Annotated in this window: 22 protein-coding genes; 11 read left to right on the top strand and 11 right to left on the bottom strand. The window is 59.2% G+C overall.

Annotated features, from left to right (window positions below):
* Window positions 1-66: 66 nt before the first annotated feature.
* From NW862_RS04470 to NW862_RS04450, 5 genes are all read left to right on the top strand, one after another.
* Window positions 67-825: a GntR family transcriptional regulator gene (locus NW862_RS04470; RefSeq protein WP_414426960.1), complete on the top strand. Its 759-nt coding sequence runs from the start codon at window positions 67-69 to the stop codon at window positions 823-825.
* A gap of 101 nt (window positions 826-926) precedes the next feature.
* The gene (locus NW862_RS04465) at window positions 927-1,370 is read left to right on the top strand and encodes a SufE family protein (protein WP_414426959.1); all 444 of its coding nucleotides are present in this window, start codon (window positions 927-929) and stop codon (window positions 1,368-1,370) included.
* 13 nt (window positions 1,371-1,383) lie between these two features.
* The gene (locus tag NW862_RS04460) at window positions 1,384-2,481 is read left to right on the top strand and encodes a metal ABC transporter solute-binding protein, Zn/Mn family (protein ID WP_414426958.1); all 1,098 of its coding nucleotides are present in this window, start codon (window positions 1,384-1,386) and stop codon (window positions 2,479-2,481) included.
* The gene (locus NW862_RS04455) at window positions 2,478-3,254 is read left to right on the top strand and encodes a metal ABC transporter ATP-binding protein (protein ID WP_414349117.1); all 777 of its coding nucleotides are present in this window, start codon (window positions 2,478-2,480) and stop codon (window positions 3,252-3,254) included. The genes NW862_RS04460 and NW862_RS04455 overlap by 4 nt, the downstream gene beginning before the upstream one ends.
* A gap of 9 nt (window positions 3,255-3,263) precedes the next feature.
* Complete coding sequence (locus NW862_RS04450; protein WP_414335859.1) at window positions 3,264-4,100, top strand: metal ABC transporter permease; 837 nt, start codon at window positions 3,264-3,266, stop codon at window positions 4,098-4,100.
* Here NW862_RS04450 and NW862_RS04445 read toward each other — a convergent pair.
* Entirely contained in the window at window positions 4,097-4,852 is a 756-nt protein-coding gene (locus NW862_RS04445) for a hypothetical protein (protein WP_414426957.1), read from the bottom strand. The two genes, NW862_RS04450 and NW862_RS04445, sit on opposite strands and share 4 nt — an antisense overlap.
* A 366-nt stretch (window positions 4,853-5,218) precedes the next feature.
* Here NW862_RS04445 and NW862_RS04440 point away from each other — a divergent pair, with 366 nt between their 5' ends.
* Complete coding sequence (locus tag NW862_RS04440; RefSeq protein WP_414335863.1) at window positions 5,219-6,037, top strand: DUF1350 family protein; 819 nt, start codon at window positions 5,219-5,221, stop codon at window positions 6,035-6,037.
* Here NW862_RS04440 and NW862_RS04435 read toward each other — a convergent pair.
* Window positions 6,034-6,444 (bottom strand): hypothetical protein, encoded by a 411-nt coding sequence (locus NW862_RS04435; RefSeq protein WP_414349167.1) that lies wholly within the window; start codon window positions 6,442-6,444, stop codon window positions 6,034-6,036. The genes NW862_RS04440 and NW862_RS04435 overlap by 4 nt on opposite strands.
* Before the next feature lie 208 nt (window positions 6,445-6,652).
* On the opposite strand from NW862_RS04435, the gene NW862_RS04430 reads away from it, so the two are divergent.
* Window positions 6,653-6,886 (top strand): hypothetical protein, encoded by a 234-nt coding sequence (locus NW862_RS04430; protein ID WP_414337264.1) that lies wholly within the window; start codon window positions 6,653-6,655, stop codon window positions 6,884-6,886.
* Window positions 6,887-7,092: 206 nt separating this feature from the next.
* Here NW862_RS04430 and NW862_RS04425 read toward each other — a convergent pair whose 3' ends face one another.
* Window positions 7,093-8,121 carry a hypothetical protein gene (locus NW862_RS04425; protein ID WP_414426956.1) on the bottom strand — a complete coding sequence of 343 codons (1,029 nt, stop codon included), beginning with the start codon at window positions 8,119-8,121 and terminating at the stop codon, window positions 7,093-7,095.
* Window positions 8,122-8,482: 361 nt separating this feature from the next.
* Window positions 8,483-9,583, bottom strand: a complete 1,101-nt coding sequence (gene ribD / locus NW862_RS04420) for a bifunctional diaminohydroxyphosphoribosylaminopyrimidine deaminase/5-amino-6-(5-phosphoribosylamino)uracil reductase RibD (RefSeq protein WP_414426967.1) — start codon at window positions 9,581-9,583, stop codon at window positions 8,483-8,485.
* A 243-nt stretch (window positions 9,584-9,826) separates the two neighbouring features.
* Between ribD and ppc the strand changes: the two genes are divergently transcribed.
* The gene (gene ppc, locus NW862_RS04415; protein ID WP_414426955.1) at window positions 9,827-12,763 is read left to right on the top strand and encodes a phosphoenolpyruvate carboxylase; all 2,937 of its coding nucleotides are present in this window, start codon (window positions 9,827-9,829) and stop codon (window positions 12,761-12,763) included.
* A gap of 40 nt (window positions 12,764-12,803) precedes the next feature.
* On the opposite strand, the gene NW862_RS04410 is transcribed toward ppc, so the two are convergent.
* Window positions 12,804-13,613: a Ycf66 family protein gene (locus NW862_RS04410; RefSeq protein WP_414335878.1), complete on the bottom strand. Its 810-nt coding sequence runs from the start codon at window positions 13,611-13,613 to the stop codon at window positions 12,804-12,806.
* 165 nt (window positions 13,614-13,778) lie between these two features.
* On the opposite strand from NW862_RS04410, the gene NW862_RS04405 reads away from it, so the two are divergent.
* Window positions 13,779-14,180, top strand: a complete 402-nt coding sequence (locus NW862_RS04405; protein WP_414335877.1) for a hypothetical protein — start codon at window positions 13,779-13,781, stop codon at window positions 14,178-14,180.
* Window positions 14,181-14,474: 294 nt separating this feature from the next.
* Here NW862_RS04405 and aroH read toward each other — a convergent pair whose 3' ends face one another.
* The 6 genes from aroH to NW862_RS04375 form a co-directional block, all read right to left on the bottom strand.
* Window positions 14,475-14,849 carry a chorismate mutase gene (gene aroH, locus NW862_RS04400; RefSeq protein WP_414334481.1) on the bottom strand — a complete coding sequence of 125 codons (375 nt, stop codon included), beginning with the start codon at window positions 14,847-14,849 and terminating at the stop codon, window positions 14,475-14,477.
* Between the two features lie 90 nt (window positions 14,850-14,939).
* Window positions 14,940-15,629, bottom strand: coding sequence for a V4R domain-containing protein (locus tag NW862_RS04395; protein ID WP_414334479.1), 690 nt, complete (start codon window positions 15,627-15,629; stop codon window positions 14,940-14,942).
* A 64-nt stretch (window positions 15,630-15,693) separates the two neighbouring features.
* A complete protein-coding gene (locus NW862_RS04390; RefSeq protein ID WP_414334477.1) occupies window positions 15,694-16,176 on the bottom strand; it encodes a hypothetical protein in 483 nt (160 codons plus the stop codon).
* Window positions 16,177-16,221: 45 nt separating this feature from the next.
* On the bottom strand, window positions 16,222-16,473 hold the full coding sequence (locus tag NW862_RS04385) for a hypothetical protein (protein ID WP_414334475.1): 252 nt from the start codon (window positions 16,471-16,473) through the stop codon (window positions 16,222-16,224).
* Window positions 16,470-17,153 (bottom strand): V4R domain-containing protein, encoded by a 684-nt coding sequence (locus NW862_RS04380; RefSeq protein WP_414334474.1) that lies wholly within the window; start codon window positions 17,151-17,153, stop codon window positions 16,470-16,472. Before NW862_RS04380 ends, NW862_RS04385 begins: the two co-directional genes overlap by 4 nt.
* Before the next feature lie 147 nt (window positions 17,154-17,300).
* Window positions 17,301-17,612 (bottom strand): Hfq-related RNA-binding protein, encoded by a 312-nt coding sequence (locus tag NW862_RS04375; RefSeq protein WP_414334472.1) that lies wholly within the window; start codon window positions 17,610-17,612, stop codon window positions 17,301-17,303.
* A 291-nt stretch (window positions 17,613-17,903) separates the two neighbouring features.
* On the opposite strand from NW862_RS04375, the gene gvpA reads away from it, so the two are divergent.
* On the top strand, window positions 17,904-18,122 hold the full coding sequence (gene gvpA / locus NW862_RS04370; RefSeq protein ID WP_011429717.1) for a gas vesicle structural protein GvpA: 219 nt from the start codon (window positions 17,904-17,906) through the stop codon (window positions 18,120-18,122).
* Window positions 18,123-18,362: 240 nt separating this feature from the next.
* Window positions 18,363-19,370 carry a gas vesicle protein GvpC gene (gene gvpC, locus NW862_RS04365; RefSeq protein WP_414426954.1) on the top strand — a complete coding sequence of 336 codons (1,008 nt, stop codon included), beginning with the start codon at window positions 18,363-18,365 and terminating at the stop codon, window positions 19,368-19,370.
* Window positions 19,371-19,395: the final 25 nt, after the last annotated feature.

Here is a 19,395-nt window from a genome sequence, read left to right as displayed (position 1 = left end):
CTTTGTTCAGCCACTTTCCAATAGCAAGCCTGCGCGCTCACCAGGGATCAACCAGCAGGAGCACAGATGGCTACAGGAAACGACGGCACCCCAGCCAAAGGGCGGCCTGGTAGGCGTTGGGCCAAATCAGCCGACCTGCTGGCTCAAGGCAAGCTCAAACTCCGACCGGCCAAGGGCGGGCAAAGGCCGCAGGAGGTGGTGTACAGCAAGCTGCGGGAGATGATCTTGAGCAGCAAGCTGCAGCCGGGCGAGTGGCTGCGCCAGGAGCAGTTGGCCTCTCTTTTCGGCGTCAGCCGTACCCCTGTCCGCGAGGCTCTGCGCATGTTGAGCCAGGAACACCTGGTTGAGTTTGTTCCCAACTATGGGGTGCGGGTGGTGCCCCTCAGTTGGGAGGAATTTGAAGAGCTCTATGCCATGCGCATCGGGCTGGAAGGGCTGGCGGCGCGTCTGGCTGCGGAGCGAGCTACGCCCTCGGACGTGGGTGAGCTGCAACAACTCCTGGCTGCCATTGCCACGCTGGCCGAGGACGAGGATTTGTGGACCTATCTGCGCCAAGAGTGGCACTTTCGTCTGCGATGTTACGCCATCACCGGTCGGGAACAGTTGATCCAGCGAATCCGGAATCTGCGCGAGCACGCCGAGCGCTACCTGCGGCTGGCCTACCACGTGGAAGGCAAGATGCAGGAGTCGCTGGAGTTTCACCGCCGGCTCCTGAAGGCCATCGCTGCCCACGACGGCGCCGCTGCCGAACAGATTAACCAAGAAGCACTGCGCTGGACCCTGGCCAATGCCGGCCCCATTGTGCGCGCCAGCCAAGCTATATAGGGATCCCCCCATCGCCACACCTAGTGCTTCTCCTCGGCAGGCTCTGAGGCGGCGTGCTACGATGACTTTTGATTATCATTCTCATTCAGGCAAGTGGGTTGATGCCCGAAGCTCTGCGGCAGATTGTGGGTCGCTTTCAAAAGGCCAGAACTTCTCGTCAGAAGTACGAGCTGCTGCTGGCCTATGCCAAGCGCCTGCCCCCTTTCCCCGATTCCCAGCGAACAGAGGAGAATCTCGTGCGGGGTTGTGCTTCGCGGGTGTGGCTGGCCACCGACTTAAGGAACGGCAAGGTCTACATCCAGGGAGATGCCGATGCCCAGTTGGTCAAGGGCTTGGTGGCCATTTTGGTGGAGGGGTTGAGCGGCCTAGCGCCAGAGGAAATTTTGGGGGTTTCCCTGGAGTTTGTGCGGGAGATGGGCCTCAACTTCAGCCTTAGCCCTTCCCGCAGCAACGGCCTGGTGAGTATGTTTTCGCTGCTGCAGCAGCGGGCCTTGGCTTTCCAGGAGTCAGGCGCTTCCGACGCTGCTGTCTCTGTCGTCTTGTGAGGTATTAGGACTCATGGCTAATAACTCTCTGCGTTCGGCCCGACCCGTGCGATCGCTGGTCTCGCTGGTGGCGGCCCTCTCGGTCGGGATCCTGGGCAGCTTGCAGATGCGCCAAGAAGAGTCCCGGGCCCAACGGGGATCCACCCCTCCGCAGGTGGTGACCACAATCCTGCCGATAACGCAATTTACCCGCGCCGTGGCCGGGGAGCGGGCCGAGGTGAAACCCCTGATCCCTCCCCAGATGGGGCCCCACGACTTTCAGGCTCGACCCGAGGATGCGCGCCTGCTGTCCCAGGCGGATGTGCTGGTGATCAACGGGTTGGGAATGGAGACCTTTTTGGAGGGATTGATTGCCAACGCCGGCAATCCGAAGCTGCGCATCATTGACAGCAGCCAAGGGATCCCGACTTTGCAGACCCAGGAGCCAGAGCATGGCCACTCCCACAGCCATGGCCATTCTCATGGTCACAGCCACGGCCATGGCCATTCTCATGGTCACGGGCACTCTCACGGCGAGTTGAACCCCCACATCTGGCTGGATCCCAGGCGGGCCATTCAGCAGGTGGAAAACATCCGCGATGGCCTCATTGCTGTCGATCCAGAAGGGGCAGAGATCTACCGCGCCAATGCCGCTGCCTTTATCGAGCAACTGGAAGCTTTGGATAAAGAAATCGAGCAGAAATTAGCTCCCTTCGCCGGCAGGAGCTTTGTGGTCTTCCACGACTTTGCCCCATACTTTGCCGAGCGCTACAACCTCAAAGCGGAGTTCCTGGTGGAGATCCCGGAAGCCAGCCCCTCTCCGGAAGATGTGCGCCGGGTGATGGAGACGGTGCGGCAGTCGGGCCTAAAGACAATCCTGGTGGAGCCACAAGTGGGGAAGGACAACCCCTTTGAGGTCTTGGCCCGGGATCTGGGGGTACAAGTCCGCGTATTCGATCCCCTCGAAACCGCTGGCCCAGAGGGGATCGAGCCGGAGTACTACCTAACCATCCTGCGGCAGAACGTGGAAAACCTGGTCTCCGCCTTCGAGAAAGAGAAGGCCTGGGTTCCCCTGCAGTTGCCCTTGGTGGGTCAGGCTGCTCTCGAGCACCTGCTGGCAAGGGGGCGATGAGCTTCCATTCTGACGAGGTTGTCCTGCGGGTGGAGGGGCTGACGGTCTATCGGGGATCCCAGTTGGCGGTGCAGAATGTCTCGTTTGAGCTGGCGGCGGGATCCCACACGGCCATTGTTGGCCCCAACGGCGCCGGCAAGAGCACCTTGGTGCAGGCCATCTTGGGCATCCTGCCGCGGCAGTGTGGCTCGGTTTACATCCTAGGGGAGCCGCTGCGTCTGTCGGGGTACTTGCCCCAGAAAGTGCGGCAGCAGCTTGCCTATGTGCCGCAGCGCTTGCACTTCAACCCCGCCATTCCCCTGACGGTGGCGGAGTTTGTTGCCCTGGGCTGGGGATCCCTTAGGCCCCGCTGGCCCTGGCAGCAGCGAGCTGCTCGGCAGGAGGCCGTCCAGAAAGCCTTGCAACGGGCCGAGGCTCTGCACCTGGCCTCTAAGCCCCTGGGTCAACTGAGCGGCGGCGAGCTCAAACGGGTGTTGTTGGCCTATTGTCTAGTCTGGCCGCGGCGGCTGCTGGTGCTGGACGAGGCCCCCGCTGGTCTAGATAGCCTCAGCGAAGGAGAATTCTATCGGCTATTGGAAGAGCTGCGCCGCTCCCTGGGCTGGGCCATCCTGCAGGTCTCCCACGACCTGGAGATGGTGTCCCGCTACTGTGACCGCGTGTTGTGTCTCAACCGCTCCCTGATTTGCCAGGGATCCCCTGAAGCGGCCCTGGCGCCGGAGATGCTAAGCCGCGTCTACGGCCCCGCGTTTGCCCGCTACATCCACCACCACTGAGGAGGGGCAATGCCGGAGACCTGGGCGCAGGTGGTGGAATGGCTGCAGCTGCCCTTCATGCAGCGGGCTCTCCTAGGCGGCATCCTGACGGGGGTGACGGGGGGGCTTTTGGGCAGTTTTGCCATCTTTCGGCAGTTGGCGTTTTTTAGCGATGCCTTGGGGCATTCGGCGCTGCTGGGTATTGTCCTGGGAGTGGCCCTGGGGCTGGATCCCACGGCGGTGCTGATGGTGTTTGGGGTAGTGTTTGCCCTGGGGGTGACTTTTGTCCTGGAACGCACCCAGCTTTCGGCAGATGCGGTGCTAAACATCATCTACTCCTCCTCCTTGGCTCTAGCCATCATTGGCCTCAGCCTGATCCCTGGCTACCGCGGCAACCTTAACCAGTTGCTATTTGGGGATATTCTCGGCATCAGCCTGCCGGCCTTGTGGATGAGCGGCCTGCTCCTGCTCTTGGCCCTGGGGTATATTGGGCTGACCTTGCCTGCCCAGATGCTGCTCACCCTGGATGAGTCGCTGGCGCGGGCGCGGGGGGTAGAGGGGGGCTGGCAGCGGTTGGCCTTTGTGGTGCTGCTGGCTTTGGTGGTGGCCCTGTCGATCCGCTCGGTGGGGGTGCTATTGGTGAGCGCTTTTGTGGTGATCCCTGCTTCGACGGCGCGGCTTTTGGGATCCAACTTTACAACGTATGTGTTGCTGGCCATGGGCTTGGGGGGCTTGAGTGCGGTGTTGGGGATCCTCCTCTCGGCTGCCTTCAACCTGCCCTCCGGCCCCAGCATTGTGGCCACCCAGTTGCTGTTTTTTCTCCTGGCTATGGCGCTCAAGGGGGCGCCGCAACTGCTGCGGCTCTAGCTGTCGGCCATCCCAAAAGTTCTTTCTGGCAGAAGCTGGCCGAACAGGCGGCGGTAGCTCTCCGGGAAAACCTGGCCCATGAGGGTGGGCTGCTCATAAACCCGCTTCAGGGTGTTGAGATCCCGTTTGGTGATGGTGGGCACCCGCAGCAGGCGGCGATTGCCGGTAGCCGCTGCATGGTGGCCGCCATACATCAGATCCCGCGGGTCGGGGCTATGGCCCCACAGCCCCAGCCCATGGCCGATCTCGTGCCGGGCCACCGCCGTCACTTCTGCCAACCCCTGGCCTTCGGCAATGACGATGCGCACCCGCTGTTGCAAAGCTCCATTTGAGGCGAAGAAAAACTCAGGTCGGGCCGCCCCCACTACCCCGCCGCCGAGGGGGGGAACGCGATAAATGCTCATCCCGTAGAGGGCCTCTTCCTCTTTGGCCACCACCCGCATCGGGATATAAGCAGACCACTCCTTCACCGCCTGCTCCACAAAGGTTTTCCACTGGGGGTGATCCCCTTGGATGTAGACAGGAACGGGGTAGAAGGCCCACTGGGCGTAAACGCCGCCCGGCAGCAGCGGGTCGATCTCCTCAAAGTAATCTCCCGCCGACTTATCGTAGGTGTAGCGGGCCAGGCCAGGGGGCAGTCGTAGGCGTACCGGTTGTGGCAGTTCTCCGGCTTGGGCCTGGAGAGCCTCTATGTCAAAAAGATGCAGAACCGGCAGGGATGCTCTGCCCCCTACTGCCAGGGCGAAAAGCATTGCCCAGCCGACGATGCAAAGCTGTAGAACGCGCCGATGGATCAAAGCCGACTTCTACCTATCTCCCTACCAGGTTAGTGGCTCGGCGGGCAGGCGTCGATTTTCAACTGCGAAGTCTGCATCACGATCCCCCACGACACCCCACCCTAGGCGTGCTGGAACTTCAACCTGAGGCAGGACGGAGCTTTGCTTGCTACATCGGAAGTCCGCCTGGGGATCCCCATGTTTGGGCAGGATATCCATTAGCATGAGTTCCAGGGGCTGGCCAAACGGGACGCGAGGAACCGCGCGAAGTGGCAAAATCGGACTGCCGGGCGCCGGGTTGTGGGGAGAGCCCCAACAAAATCGCAGGTGAGGTCGCAAACCATGGCACCGACTTGGCAGACAGATGGGCACACTTGGTTTCTTCTGCCCGCTCAACCCCGTGCCGTAATTCACTTTCTGGGCGGAGCGTTTGTGGGAGCTGCCCCGCAAGTGTTCTACAGCCGCCTGCTCGAAGAACTGGCCCGCATGGGCATGGCCATTGTGGCTACCCCCTACAGCACCGATATCGATCACGCTCAACTGGCTCTCAATGCAGCCCAATCTTTGCACAGAAGCCTGCAAAGCAAAAATTTGCTAGGTCTACCCCTGTTTGGCTTGGGCCATAGCCTGGGCTGTAAGTTGCAGATCCTCTCTTGTCTGGCCATGGGATCCCAGCGGCGAGGCAATATTTTCCTGGCCTACAGCAACGCCGGGCTGGATCGGGCTCTGCCCTTGCTGCGGCTGTTGGCTCAAGCTTGGCCTCAACAACAACTGTCCGATCTGTGGCGGATGTGGATGGGATCCTCTTCGCCGCCTGTGAACCTGTGGTTGGAGTTCGAGCCTTCTCCGGCAGAAACCAATCGCTTAATCGAGGAGCAGTATCCGGTCAGCAACAACCTGCTCGTGGAATTTCGCCACGATGATATCGACGATGTTCCTCTGCTTTACCAACAGCTTTGCCGCAAGTATCGAAGTTACACAGAATGGCAACACTTGGAAGGGGATCACCTAACTCCGCTGGGTTTTAGCTACCCTTTCCCAGTTGGGGAAGAATTCAGCCCCATCGATGCTTTTGGACAGTTGATTTACCAAAGCTGGCTGGCCCCCAACCACCAGATGATCCGCAGCATTCAAGCCTGGCTATCCACCCACCTCGCCTAGTCAAGCCAGCTCAGATCGGAAAGCAGATCCAGATCTTGAGAGTGGGAAAAGGAGGAGTGCGCCTGGAGATGAAACAACATCTGTAGGGTGTCGCTCATGAGAAAGTAACAGGTCAAGACGCCACCGGCAGCCACGGCCACCAGTGTCCCGGCCAACATGCGCGAGAACTCCTGACTCTGAAAAGCCTGCTCCATCAGGCGCAGGGCCCAGAATCCCAACAGGACAACAATAGCAAGGATGATCAACATATCGTAATCTATCGTAACAAGTCTGCTGCCCAACGGCCATTGGCAAAGTTGAATAAGAATATAAAGAACCTGGTTGCCCCTCATGCTCGATGACTCGGCGTCGGTGTGCAGAAGTGCCTGGATCTGTAGTCCTTTCCGGTTGGCCTTGTTGCGGGCCATGAGCACAAAAGGGATCCCGCCGGCGAGATCGCAGATCACCGACCGGTATCGTCTGGCTCCTCTGGGCCGGCAGTTGCTGCAAGATCTGGAGAGGAGTGAAGCGAGGATCTCCGCAAGCTGGGCAGAACAGGCTGACCTGCTGGCGACTGCTCTCCTGAGGATCCCCTACACTGGAGCTAATTTTCGATGGTCGCCCTGGAGGTGAGATGTGTTACGGCCAAAGTTGAGGCGTGTGCCCGGATCCCTGGCACTTCAACGTTCTCTTCAAGCTTCTTTGCAACAGCGCAGCCGGGCGATCAACCGTCGCCGCACACTGCTCTACCGCAGAACTCGCTTGCTCCACCGACGCAACTTGCCCCTTTACCTGCGCAACTTGCTGTTGCAGTACCGCACCAGCTTTATCTACAACCTCAAAGCCAGGCCCGTGATCAGAACTCGCTAGAGAATGTCGAGCTATCTTTTCACTCTCAGCGCAATAGTCTTCACAGCGCGAAAAATAGGCAGATGGCGATGGACATCGCCCTACCGGAAAAGCCTGGATTTATAGTCAAAAATTGTTCTCTGTAAGCCTTATCTCCCCCTTCCTTCTAAGAGAGAGGCTGGGCTCCCTCCGAGAGAAAAGAGTTGGAAGTGGGAGCCAAGCTAAGGCTACCGAATTGTGAAGCGGCCAATTCCTATCTTCTCGCCGTTGACCTGAACCTCGACACGGTAGCGCCCGGTGTAGGGTTGGCTGAAGCTGAGAAAGCCTTGCACCGTGTCGGCCAAGGGATCCCAGGGAAAATCAAACTTGCGGATCAGTTGCTCGCCCCCGGCTTCTCCGCCCTCGTAGTACCAAAGCATCTCCACCTGGGCGTTGGCAGGGAGGCTGCCCACCGGCAAAATGGCCCAGACTAGGGTATCGGTGGTCTTGAACTCGGTTGTGGCCTCGCCAGGGCTGCCGTCCCCCCGACCTCGGTGCAGGCTGATCACGCTTGTCCCCGCCTCGTTTGGGGCCTTCTGGCTGTAGGCGCGGGCATCCGCTTGCGCTTCCTGACCGAGACGATCCAGCTCGGCCAGCAAATCTTCCTGCTGCTTCAGGGCATCGGTTGCTTCCTGCAGCCAGCGGGCGATCTGCCGCTCTGCGGTTGGGGCTTCTGGAGCTGGAGAAGAAGGCTTTCGGGCGACCCCCGTAAGGTTTTGGATGGGAAAGCCCCGAGCCGTCCCCACCTCGCTGCCCAGCAAGTTGAGCCAGCGACTCCGGATTTCGGGTGTCATCTCTGGCTTGGTGGCGTAGGCAATGCGCACAGGGCCGTCTGGGCCTTGGGTGATGCGGCCAATCTCATGCTCTTGGATCCCGGCAGCCTGCCCACGACAGCCGGCGCTACGGAACTCGTAGAGAACATCTTCTTCGCCCTCCCAATGAAACTCCCAAGTCATTTGGAGACAGTTGGCCAAGAGGTCATCCCGAAGGCGGTTGGCCACCAAGCGCGGCGATCCCTCGACATGAATGTCCATGACGGAGAGCATTTCACTCCAAGAGGACAAGCTCTCTCCAGGCCGTGTAAGAAGGGTTAGAGTAAGCCCTTCCAGGACTTGATGATCGGCGAAAACCCACTCCCCCAATCCTTCAATGAGGACATTTCCTGAGAGGCTGAGGTAAGGCGAGGTAAAGAGCAGGCCGGCAAAAAGGTTTAACATGATGGTTCTCCCTACCAGGATTTGTACTGGGAAAGTTCTCAATCAGCTCGCCGGGCAAGCAATGAAAAACGACTGGACAAAGAAGCTAGAGCCTTCGTCATTACCTTTCACAAGGTTCACCTCAGGAGAATCTTGACAGATCCCTACAGCTTGATTTTGCTGGCCTTACCGAAAGATCCTTATGACCCCCTAGAATATCGGCCAGCATAGCACAGTTGAGCTCAATTCTGAAACCTACTTTGCAAGAATGCTGTATTTTTCTGATCAGTATATTCATTTACATTGAACAGATATCAGTCTGTTCGTTCAGACACTTAAAACCCTCCAGATAGCCCTCGCGAATTTGTCAACAATCGATCTCTTAGTCATCGGGGCTAGAAGAGGGGATCTTCCCGGTGATCAGCCAGTTATCCCCCACAGTCTGCAGTTGCGGCTCCAGCAGTTGCCAGCTCTGGTTAACGTCAGGGATCCCTTCTCCTCCTACGGGGGTTGGGGCGTCGGCCCCGCCCAAGATCTTGGGGGCGATGAAGGCGGCCACTTTCTGGATGGCCCCATCTTTGAGGGCTGCCCAGGCCAGGGTGCCGCCGCATTCCCAGAGGGCGCTCAGACAGCCTCGCTCGAAGAGGGCCTGTGCTGTCTGGGCCGGGGTTACTTGATCCAGGTGCAGCAGCTCCACCCCTTGCTTGGCCAGGGATCCCCAGAGGGAATGGGTCTCTGGGGCTTCGGTGATCACCAAAGTTGGTGCTTCTTCCACCTGCCACAGGTGCGCCAGCGGGGGCAGATTCAGAGAGCGGCTGAGAACCACCCGCAGGGGCTGGGATCCCTGAAAATCCGGCAGGCGGCAGGTGAGGCGGGGGTTATCGTGCCAGACGGTTTTGGATCCCACAATGACTGCATCGTGCCAGGCCCGCTGGCGGTGAACCCACTCTCGCGCCAGGGGGTTGCTAATCCACTGGCTGTGGCCGGTGGCGGCGGCGCTCTTGCCGTCTAGGGTCATGGCGTATTTCAGCAGGCCAAAACACCGTTTCTGCACAATGGCGAAGGCAAAGCCCTCGTTCAATTCTTGGCACTCCTGCTCCAGCACCCCTACTGTTACCTCAACCCCGGCCTCCTGCAGGCGGCGGATCCCTTTGCCGGCCACCAGGGGATTGGGATCCTGCATTCCCACCACCACCCGCCGGATCCCAGCCGCCAGAATGGCCTCGGTGCAGGGGGGGGTACGCCCATAGTGGTTACAGGGCTCCAGGTTGACGTAGAGGGTGGCGCCCCTGGCCAGGGATCCCGCCTGTTGCAGAGCCAACACCTCTGCGTGGGGCTGGCCGGCCCCTGGATGAACGCCTTCTCCCACCACCTGCTCCCCCTGCAGGATCACGCAGGCCACCCGCGGATTGGGAGAGGGGCGCTGCAATGTGGAACGGGCCAGGGACAAACACCGCTCCATCCATTGCCGATCCGAGGTCATAAAATGGGCGTCCAGTCCAGGGGGCTGAAGCTGGCTATAGAGCTGCCAGTTGACGGTCAAAAGCTACGATAGATGCTCTAAATTCTAGCTCGGCTACCTGACGTCAAGAGGTGGGTATCGATCCAGATACGGGCAAGAAGTTGCCCCCGCCAATTCACAACCTCCTGACCGTGATACCTGCTACATCTTGGGTTTCGACAAACAGGCTCTAATATTGGGATGGTTGTTCTAGGAGCTGCCTTCATGACCTCTTCCCCCCACCTGACCGCTGCAGAGTGGGCAGCGGCTTCTGCCAACGGGCTGAAGGAGGCTGCCCTGCTTGGGGAACGCGATCCCTTGGCCCATCCCCTCCAAATCAACGAAGCCTTCAACCACAGGAACAACCTGTTAAACCGTCGCCTGCAACTGGTGGAAGAACTCTGGGAAGCCGTAATCCTGCAGGAGTGCGGGCAGTCTCTGGTGGAGCTGTTGCGGCGGCTGCGTTCCATGTGTTCCCCAGAAGGACAAGCCCTGGAGTACCCGATCCCAGAGGTGCTGCAAATTATCGAGCATCTCAGCCTCGATGCCACCATTCAAACGGCGCGCGCCTTTGCCCTGTTTTTCCAGTTGATCAACATTGTTGAACAGCACTACGAACGGGCCGAAGACTCCGACATGCGCATGGTGGACAGCCAGCAGCGCACGGTGCGGGAAAACGAAAAATTTGAACGGTTGTTCCCTTACCTGCGGGCTCAAGGAGTGCCGCCAGGCCTACTGCGCCGACTGCTGGAGCAGTTGCACATTCGCATGGTGTTCACCGCCCACCCCACCGAGATCGTCCGCCACACCATCCGGGAAAAGCAACGGGCCTTCTCTCGCCTGCTCAGCCAACTGGATTGGGCAGAACAGACTCAGCCTTTGCAGGCCCAGATGTTGAAAGAACAGATGGCGGAAGAGGTTTTGCTTTGGTGGCGCACCGACGAGTTGCATCAGTCCAAACCGACCGTTCTGAACGAAGTCGATTACACCTTGCACTATTTTGAAGAGGTTTTGTTTCAGGCTATCCCGCTGCTGCACGAATACCTCAGCCGCAGCTTGAAAAAAGCGTTTCCCGGCGTTGAGCCGCCGCCGGCAGGATTTTGCAACTTCGGCTCGTGGGTGGGCGGGGATCGGGATGGCAATCCTTCCGTCACCGCCGATGTTACCTGGCAAACGGCCCGCTACCAGCGCAACCTGATTTTGGGCAAGTACATCGAATCGGTGAAGGCGCTCACCAAAACCCTGAGCGTCTCTTTGCACTGGGGGGATGTGGACAGCCAACTGCTGGATGCCCTCGAGCAAGATCACCGCCTCATGCCGGAGGTTTACGAATCGTTTTCGCTGCAGTATCGCCAAGAGCCCTACCGTCTCAAGCTCAGTTATATGCAGCGGCGGCTGGAGTTGACGCGGGAGCGCAACCGCAACTTGGCCGACTCCGCCTGTCTGCCCGCCCCTCCCCCTGTGGACAACGCCTACGCCAATGCGGAAGAATTTCTGGCCGACTTGCAGCTTATCCAGCAAAGTTTGAAAAACAGTGGCCTTTCTTGCCGCCAGTTGGATCACCTCATCCAACAGGTGCAGGTGTTTGGCTTTCACCTGGCCCACCTGGATATCCGCCAAGACAGCAGCTACCACGAGGCCGCTCTCACCGAGATCTTTGAGTACTTGCGCATTTTGCCGCGGCCCTATAGCCAGATGACGGAAGAGGAAAAAACGGCTTTTCTTCTGCAGGAGCTGCAGACCCGTCGGCCCCTCATCCCCCTGGAGAGCCCTTTTTCCGAGAAAACGGCGGAGCTGATCGCCACCTTTCGCACCCTGCGCCGTCTGCAGCAGGAATTTGGCCTGGCCATCTGCCAAACTTATGTGATCAGCATGAGCCGCCAGTTGAGCGATCTGCTGGAAGTTTTGTTGATGGCCAAGGAGGTGGGCCTTTACGATCCCATCAGCGGGCGCGGATCCCTGGCAGTGGTGCCGCTGTTTGAGACTGTTGAAGACCTAAAGCGAGCGCCAGAGGTGCTGCGGCAGTTGTTGGAGATCCCTTTCTACCGCCAGTACTTAGCTCAGCAAGAAGACTTACAGGAGGTGATGCTGGGCTACTCGGATAGCAACAAGGATGCTGGCTTTCTAAGCAGCAACTGGGAGATTTACAAAGCCCAGCAGCGGCTGCAGGCGGTGGCCGAGTCCTATGGTGTGAAGTTGCAGATCTTCCATGGCCGGGGCGGCTCGGTGGGGCGCGGGGGAGGGCCGGCCTACGAGGCGATTTTGGCCCAGCCGGGGCGCAGCGTGGGAGGCCGCATCAAGATTACCGAGCAGGGAGAGGTGTTGGCTTCCAAGTATTCCCTCCAAGATCTGGCCATTTTTAACCTGGAAACCGTTACCAGCGCTGTGATCCAGGCCAGCCTGCTGCGCACCTACCCCAACGACCTGCACGAGTGGTCGCGCTTGATGGAATCCTTGGCAGAGCGCTCCCGCCAGGTGTACCGCAACCTGGTCTACGAGCAGGAGGGTTTTGTGGAGTTTTTCCATGAGGTTACCCCCATAGAAGAGATCGGCCAACTGCAGATCAGCTCCCGTCCTGCTCGCCGCAGCGGTGGCTCGAAAGATATTGGATCCCTGCGGGCTATTCCTTGGGTATTCAGTTGGACGCAGAGCCGCTTTCTCTTGCCGGCCTGGTATGGGGTCGGCACCGCCCTACAAGAATACGTGGCTAAGGGCGAGCACAACCTCAACCACCTGCAGCACCTCTACCGCGAGTGGCCCTTCTTCCGCATGGTGATCTCCAAAGTGGAGATGACTCTGGCCAAGGTGGATCTGCAAATAGCGCGTCACTACGTGCGGGAGATGAGCTCTCCAGAACGTTTGCAGCGGGCGATGGAGCTGTTTGAGTGCATTGCCCAAGAAATGTACCGCACGCGCACAATGGTGCTACAGATTACGGGTCACAGGGAACTGTTGGAGAACGATCCCTACTTGAAGCGCTCGGTGCAGTTGCGCAACCGCTCGATTGTGCCCTTGGGCTTTATTCAGGTCTCTCTCCTCAAGCGCCTGCGAGAGCACCAAGGAGCCCGCGCCGGGCGCACGCGCTACAACCGCGCTGAACTCCTGCGCGGAGCCATGCTCACCATCAACGGCATTGCCGCCGGAATGCGCAACACCGGCTGAACCCCTCAAACGCCGGCCAAGCTCAGATTGGTTCAGATCTTCAGAACAGGTCGTCATCGTACTCTTCTGGCTCCGCCTCTTCCACCTCGACCGATTCCACCTCGACAACGCGGCGGGAGGGACGACGGGGGGCTTCATCCGGGTAGCCTTCTCCTTGGTCTTGGGGCAGACGTGGGGGACGGCGGCGGGTGACCGTGCCTGTGCCGCGCTCCTCCTGCGTATCTACATCCTCTGGATACTCTTCGGTGGCAGGGCGACGGGGGCGGCGGGCCTCTGGCGGCGGGGCCGGCTCATCGTAGCCGGTGTCTTGGCGGGATCCTGGCTCGTCGTAATACTCATCCACTTCGGGTCGGCGGCGCGGACGCACACGGGTATCGCTGGTCAGTTGGGGCCTGGGGCGACGCCCAGGCTCTTCGCTGCTGCGTTTGGGAATGGCGCGACTGTAAGAGGAGGTATCGCGAATGCGGGATCCTTCGGCCCGAGCAGAAACCGTGCGTCCTTGGGCATAGTCATCTAGGGGGTAGGTACGGCTGAAGTCTTTCTTGCGAACGGCTGGACGAACCCCGCCCACCTGCCGTACCTTTTCGCTCAAGAGAATCCGCAACCGGAAAGTTTCGATGGCAAACCAGCCGGCCATCACCGCCAGCAGCACCTGGGCAAAAAACAGCAACGGGATGAGCCGCTGACCCTCCAGAAGCAAACAGATGGAATAGATCAGGCCCATCGTGGCGAAAATCACATCCGATTCAGCGGAGGCCTCTCGCTTGATAAAGCGAACTGCGAAGATGGCTCCACTGGCAATCGCCACCAGCGCTGCCATCAAAAAATAGGGGCTTTGGGTGAGAAACATGCCAGGGATCCCTAAACAATGAAGAGGGGAGAGCGCTAAGCCTTACCCATTCCACAGCCGATCCTAACATCGATCCTCCCGCCGGCACGGACAACACCCGGGTTTGGATCCCTCTTGAATCCATGGGATCGGTGCTAAAATCGGCAACATCTTCCTGCATGTTCCATGCTGTATCTGGCACGGGTACACAAAAAGAGTCTCTTCGGCCAGGGGGAGCTGCAGCTCTTGGCTCGCCAGGCCGAAGAAGGGGTTTGGATCCCACTGCGCCAGCCAGAGTGGGTCACCTGCAAAGATGCCGGCCCTTACAACGTTGGCGTGTTGCTGCTGGTTGAGCTCTCGGAACAGCGGCGGGTAGAGCGGCTGGAAGAGGCGGCCATGAAGCTGGTGGAGATGTTGCACAGCCTGTCTCAAAACCGCAGTCTGGTGGATCTGTCGGAGATCGAAAGCTGGCGGCAATCTTTGACTCGCCAAAGCCAAGAGCTGAGCCGTCGAGAAGCCGAGGTGGCCGCCCGCCAAGAGCAACTGCAACAATGGGAAGCCCGCTTGCGCGAGAAGCTATCTTCCTGAATGCTCTACCGATCTTTTTCCCAAGCCGTCTGAGCCTGCCAGGGCGCGTTGAGACTAGCATAGCTCCCGGCTGCTCTAAGCCAACAACAGACGATCCCCTCTCCCTGAGTCAGCCCAAGCGCTCCGCGCCGCTCACGCGACCACCCCCAACCCCTCTCCCTGAGGCAGCCCTCACCCCCAACCCCTCTCCCTCAGGGAGAGGGGAGTTAGGGATGGATGTAGTTTCTTCATATTTTTTTGTTTGAAATGAGATAAATGGCCGTAACCGCGGAAAACCCCGCGGCTTCCCATCGGTTAAACAGCGCTGAGATCTGGCCTTAACTCGCGGGCACCTCGCAGATACACATGTTGCATGTCAGCTTGGGCAAGCGGAGTATTCAATTGGATCAGAACGCGAATACAACGGGGCAGGTCGCTGCTTACCCCCATCTGCTGCACATCCAACAACGGTACCGATTCCCAGCCGGGGCGACGACGGGCAAATTGGGCGGGAAAAGCCGCATTTAAATCAGGGGTAACGGAAAAAATAACGCTGACCAACTCAGCCAGATCTAGAGCGTTGCGATGTTCCAGTGCGTCCAACAACTCTGTTACTGCCGCTTCAATCGCCTCGGCAGTGTTTGCCGGTACGGTGATGGCTCCCCGAATTGCTCTGACTCGCCACCCCAATGGCCACACCCTCGCGCCTTTGAGCTCGTCTTGCTTCCAGAAAATTATACAGACTCATCTCCACGGGATCCCATCCCCTGCCAGCTCCGGTTAGGGGCCAGGCTGTAACAGCTTCTCCAGGATCTGAGCGTGGCTGAGGCCGGAGTCCACCCAGGCTTCTCCCTCTTTGAGGCGGGCGGCAGCGGTCAAGATAAACAAGTTGCTCTGCGCCCCCAAGGCCTCGCTGGTGGTTTGCACACAGGCCAGATCCTGGCCGGTTAACTGGCTAAACCAAGTGCCCAGCAGGCCTGCTTCCAAAAAGCCCATCGGGCGCTTGAAATGAGGGGGCGTAGCGGCAGCGAAGGGAGAGTTTCGGATCGACACCACCAGCACCCCCTGATCTTTGTAGGTCCAGTCGATCTCGATCAACCCCCAGCCGTGAGCTTTCCAAGCTTGTCTCAGACTTTGGAGGAAAATGCCCATCTCCAGCTCGGCCAGAGGCTTCTGGTAGTAGTCAGAGAGTTCCTGGGCAAAACGGCGGAAAAATTCCTTGCCCCACATACGACCACAGTTGCGCAACACCAGGCGAGCGGCTTGCCCCGTCTCGTATTCCAAGCCGGTGTAGATACCCCTCAGCAATGCCTCTGGAAGGGCCAAGAGCCGGTCACCGTGGCGACTCTCCAGCAAGCCTGACTCCAGGTCACTTTGCAGGTAGGCGCTGGGCGCGTAGTAGTTGCCCAAAACAGGCGTATAGGGGTCGAAGCTGGTGGAGCCATTGGGGATAGCGGTGGTGCCGGCCATATGTCAAAGATCCCTGGGCTATCAAGTAGGGCAGCGCAATTGGGAAACTCAGCAGGAGAGACCTCTACTCAGTTGATCTGAGTCCGTCCAAAGAGAGCAAAGCTGCTTGCGCCTGGGTGATCAAGGGGCGAATAAACTCTAGCTCTCCAGGGGCCAGATGATCCCTTAGCTCTTGCTGACAAATCCGATAAGCAACCTCGTAGGCGCTTTGCAGCTTGTACAGGCGCACCTCTTCCTCCATCCACTCGATCAGCCGCTCCTTCAACAGGTTCTCGTCCTGGAGCAACATGGCCAGAGCGCTGTAACGCAGCAACAGGAGCAGGTGCCGCCGGCAGAGATCCACCACTTGAGAGGAAAGGTTGGGCATCTCCTTTTGAAGGGTGTTTAGGGTGCGGCTCACCATCTGGCTCTCCCCCTCCCGTACGGCCCGGTACACGTGCAGCCTTTTGGGCCAGCCGAGCACATAGGCTTTGAGCTGCTCCAGTTGCTCCGGTGTGAGGTAGCGGGCCTCTGCCTCAATTAGCATCTGCTCCAGTGGGCTCACCATCTCGCTCCTCCCAAGGGTCGGTGGGTGCTCAGCGGGTGTCGGAGTTCAAAACAGGCTGAATAAATCGGCCAAAGTAATCTGTTTCTCTTCAGGCTGAGGCGGCAGCGCTGCCGACAGGGATCCCATAGAACGGGCCGCCAAAGTCAGGGGATCCCCCGACCAGGGGATGGAGCCGAAGTACTCCCGCACCCCTACAAAAGGCATGGGCAGCGAGGGACTCTGCCGCGGTCGGCTATCCCAATTTAAATGGGCAAAAAAGCTCTGCACCGACTCTTCCAGAAAAACCTCTGCTGTCATGCTTTGGCCACTCCCTGACCGGAGCGCAACTTTTGGGCAATTTCGCCGGCGCTGGCCCCTTCGTTGAGCCAAAAGGCAGCGGCATCGATGCGATCTTTGCTGCCGAGCAAAAATTTGCAGTAGCTTTCCCCCATGGAATAGCACTGGATCTCGATGCAGTTGAGCTGCCGTTCCACCATGGCGCTAAAAAACCCGGCAAACAATCCGGCGTAGAGGTGGCAAACGGGCTTACCCACATCCCCCAGGGTGCGAGCCACAGCGGAGTCGAACAAATTAATGAAAATAAATCCCTGCCGCCGGCCCTCAGTCTCCACCTCCCAGCGCCCCCAGCCTTGCGAGGTCAAGGGCCACCACCAGGTTTCCAAAAGGAACATCAGGTGGCTCTGCTTGGGTTTGCGCCGATACTCCTCCTCGAACCAGCGGGAGAAGTGGATCGCGTCGTTGCTCCCCCACTCGCGGCCAATGGTGTACATCAACGAGGCAGAGGCATCCCCCACTTCTTCTTCTAAGCCCTGCTGTAGGCCCAGGATAAAGTCTTCGCTTACCAAGACGTTGCGCGCGCCCGTCCAGTCCACCAGGGATCCCTGGGAGGGGTCGAAACGATAAAAGTCTTCGCGGCTGTAGTGATTGTGCCGTTGGGCAGCAGGCTGCAGGGGCAACTCGAGGGGAGTGGTTGTCATAGGGGCGGAGAGAGGGTGTCCATTGTTTCACACTTCTTGCTGAATCATAGCCTTTCCGCCGAGGGCTTTGGCCAGGGCCGTCGATAGCTGCAAGAAAAGAGCCTCTGCTGCCGGGAAGCCAGCGACGGCCAGTGCGGGGACTTGGGTTTAGGAGGGAGGTCTGACTTTGACGAAGGCGATGGCGGAGCGCCACAGCAGCGCTTCCCGCCCTTCCGCATCGGCCAAACAGAGGCAGTCGGGATCCTGCCAGCGCAACTGGCCGACAAAGACATCCCCGGTGTTGAGCTTTACCTCAAGGATCTCTCGATCTTTGATCACTTTTTGCAGGCGACGCACGCTTGGGATCCCGGTGTTGAACTCGGTCACGGCAGCCCTCTTGGCCAGCGAAAGGACGGCAAGCGCACTGCTCTCAGTATAGGGGATCCCTGCTGGCCCGCACCTTGGCTGGACAATCTCCATAGCCGGGATCCAAAAACGCTCTTGCCCTCTGACCCACTTTTTCTTTCGGCGGGTACTATGTAGGGGGGATGGCGCTTGGAAAAGACGGTAAGTCTTGTCGGCCTGCCGTATTTTTTAAGCGAATCTACGGGTGTTCTCCCCGAAAAAAGTTAGCAGAATAGGGCTGGGGCGACAGAAAGTGCGCTTGTCGCCCTGGGGAAGGCAAATCCCAGCTTGGGATCCTTGTTGCCTGCTGTTTTGCTACAGAATTGTTTGTCTTTTTCAACCATCATCTGTGCAGGAGAGATCGTTATGGCAGTCGAGAAAGTGAACTCTTCTTCCAGCTTGGCCGAAGTGATCGACCGCATTTTGGACAAAGGGATCGTGGTCGATGCCTGGGTGCGGGTTTCTTTGGTGGGGATCGAGCTGTTGGCCATTGAGGCGCGCGTCGTTGTGGCTTCGGTGGAAACCTACCTGAAATACGCCGAGGCTGTGGGCCTGACGGCTACCGCTGCTGCCCCTGCCGTCTAAATCTGACCCAATCGCTCGATCCCCTTGCCTTCAACACCGCGGGGGTCGAAGGGTCGGGTCGTCGAGAAGGCGAGGCAGGGATCCGCCGTCGATCTCTGCCTTGTTTCCTTAGCTTCGGCTTGGGGATCGAGTTGGGCGGTGGTGTTGAGCTACAGGCCGTGCTGGTGGAGAGCGAGTTGGGAAAAAGCGGAGAACTGCATTCGCCCAGGCATTGAGAAGGACGTAGGGGGATTGCACACCATGAGTTTGCAGGAACAGTGGGTCGTAGCCCGTAATCAACGGGCGGCTCAAAATCAAAGTTTGTTAAGCGGATCCCGGCAGCAGCGCCTGGAGCAGCACCGCGCTCTGATGGCCGAGCTGAGACAACGTTGCCAGGAACGACAAGAGGCAATACGGCAGCAGAGAGAACAAACCCGCAGCCAACTGCGCAACCTGGAGCAGAGCCGGGCGGCGCAGCGAGCCTTGGACGAGCATTCTCGCATGGCGGCTGCGGCGCAGCGGGCTAAAACGGTGGCGGAGCTTCTCTCTCGCATGGCCCAAGAACGAGCCGCCCAATCGCAGGCCCAGCAGCAGGAGCTACAGACTTTTCAAGCCAACTTGACAGCGACCGCGGAGAGCTTGCTGAGCACCTGTGCCCAGGCGCGGCAGGCCATGGCCAACCAAACCCGACAAGTGCGGCAGGCTTTCTATACTGAGTTGCGGCAACGGGTACAAGCTTTGCGGCAACTGGCGCAGCAGGAGCTGGCTCAGATTGCTCAAGAACAGCGGGCAGAGGCCCAGGCTCTGCGGCAGGCTTTGACAGCTTTCCGCAAGGCGTTGCACGAGCAGGTGTGGGGGAATGGGATCCCAGGGGATCGGCCCATTGTCCCAGATCTTGAGGAATCTGAAGAGGGTGATAAGCCGCCTGAGAGCTCGGTCAAAGCTGCAACAACGATTTCGACTGAGGTTACCCAACCAGAGCCTGTAGTTCCAGTCTCAGACAACACAGCCCCTCCTCCTGTGACACCACCTGAACCTCCGCCAGTTCCGCCCGAGCCCTTCCCTGAGCCGGATCCCATCGTGGCCTACGTCAACGACTATGTGGCCAGCCTGCAAGCGCAGGATCCCGATGTCACGTTGCTGCAGGTGATCGGGGATCGGGAGCGGGTGCGGGATCTGCTGGCCCGCGGTGCAGTGGATCTGGGGGTGGATCCCTCGGAAATCTTGGCCACCTTGCGGCGTATGGTGTCAGCGACGGTTGTGGTCTGAGCCCAGCGCAGTCCCTAGGAGCGCA

This window comes from Synechococcus sp. H55.8 (assembly GCF_047462375.1).
GTDB lineage: Bacteria > Cyanobacteriota > Cyanobacteriia > Thermostichales > Thermostichaceae > Thermostichus.
This window is presented reverse-complemented; position numbering and strand designations above follow the sequence as displayed.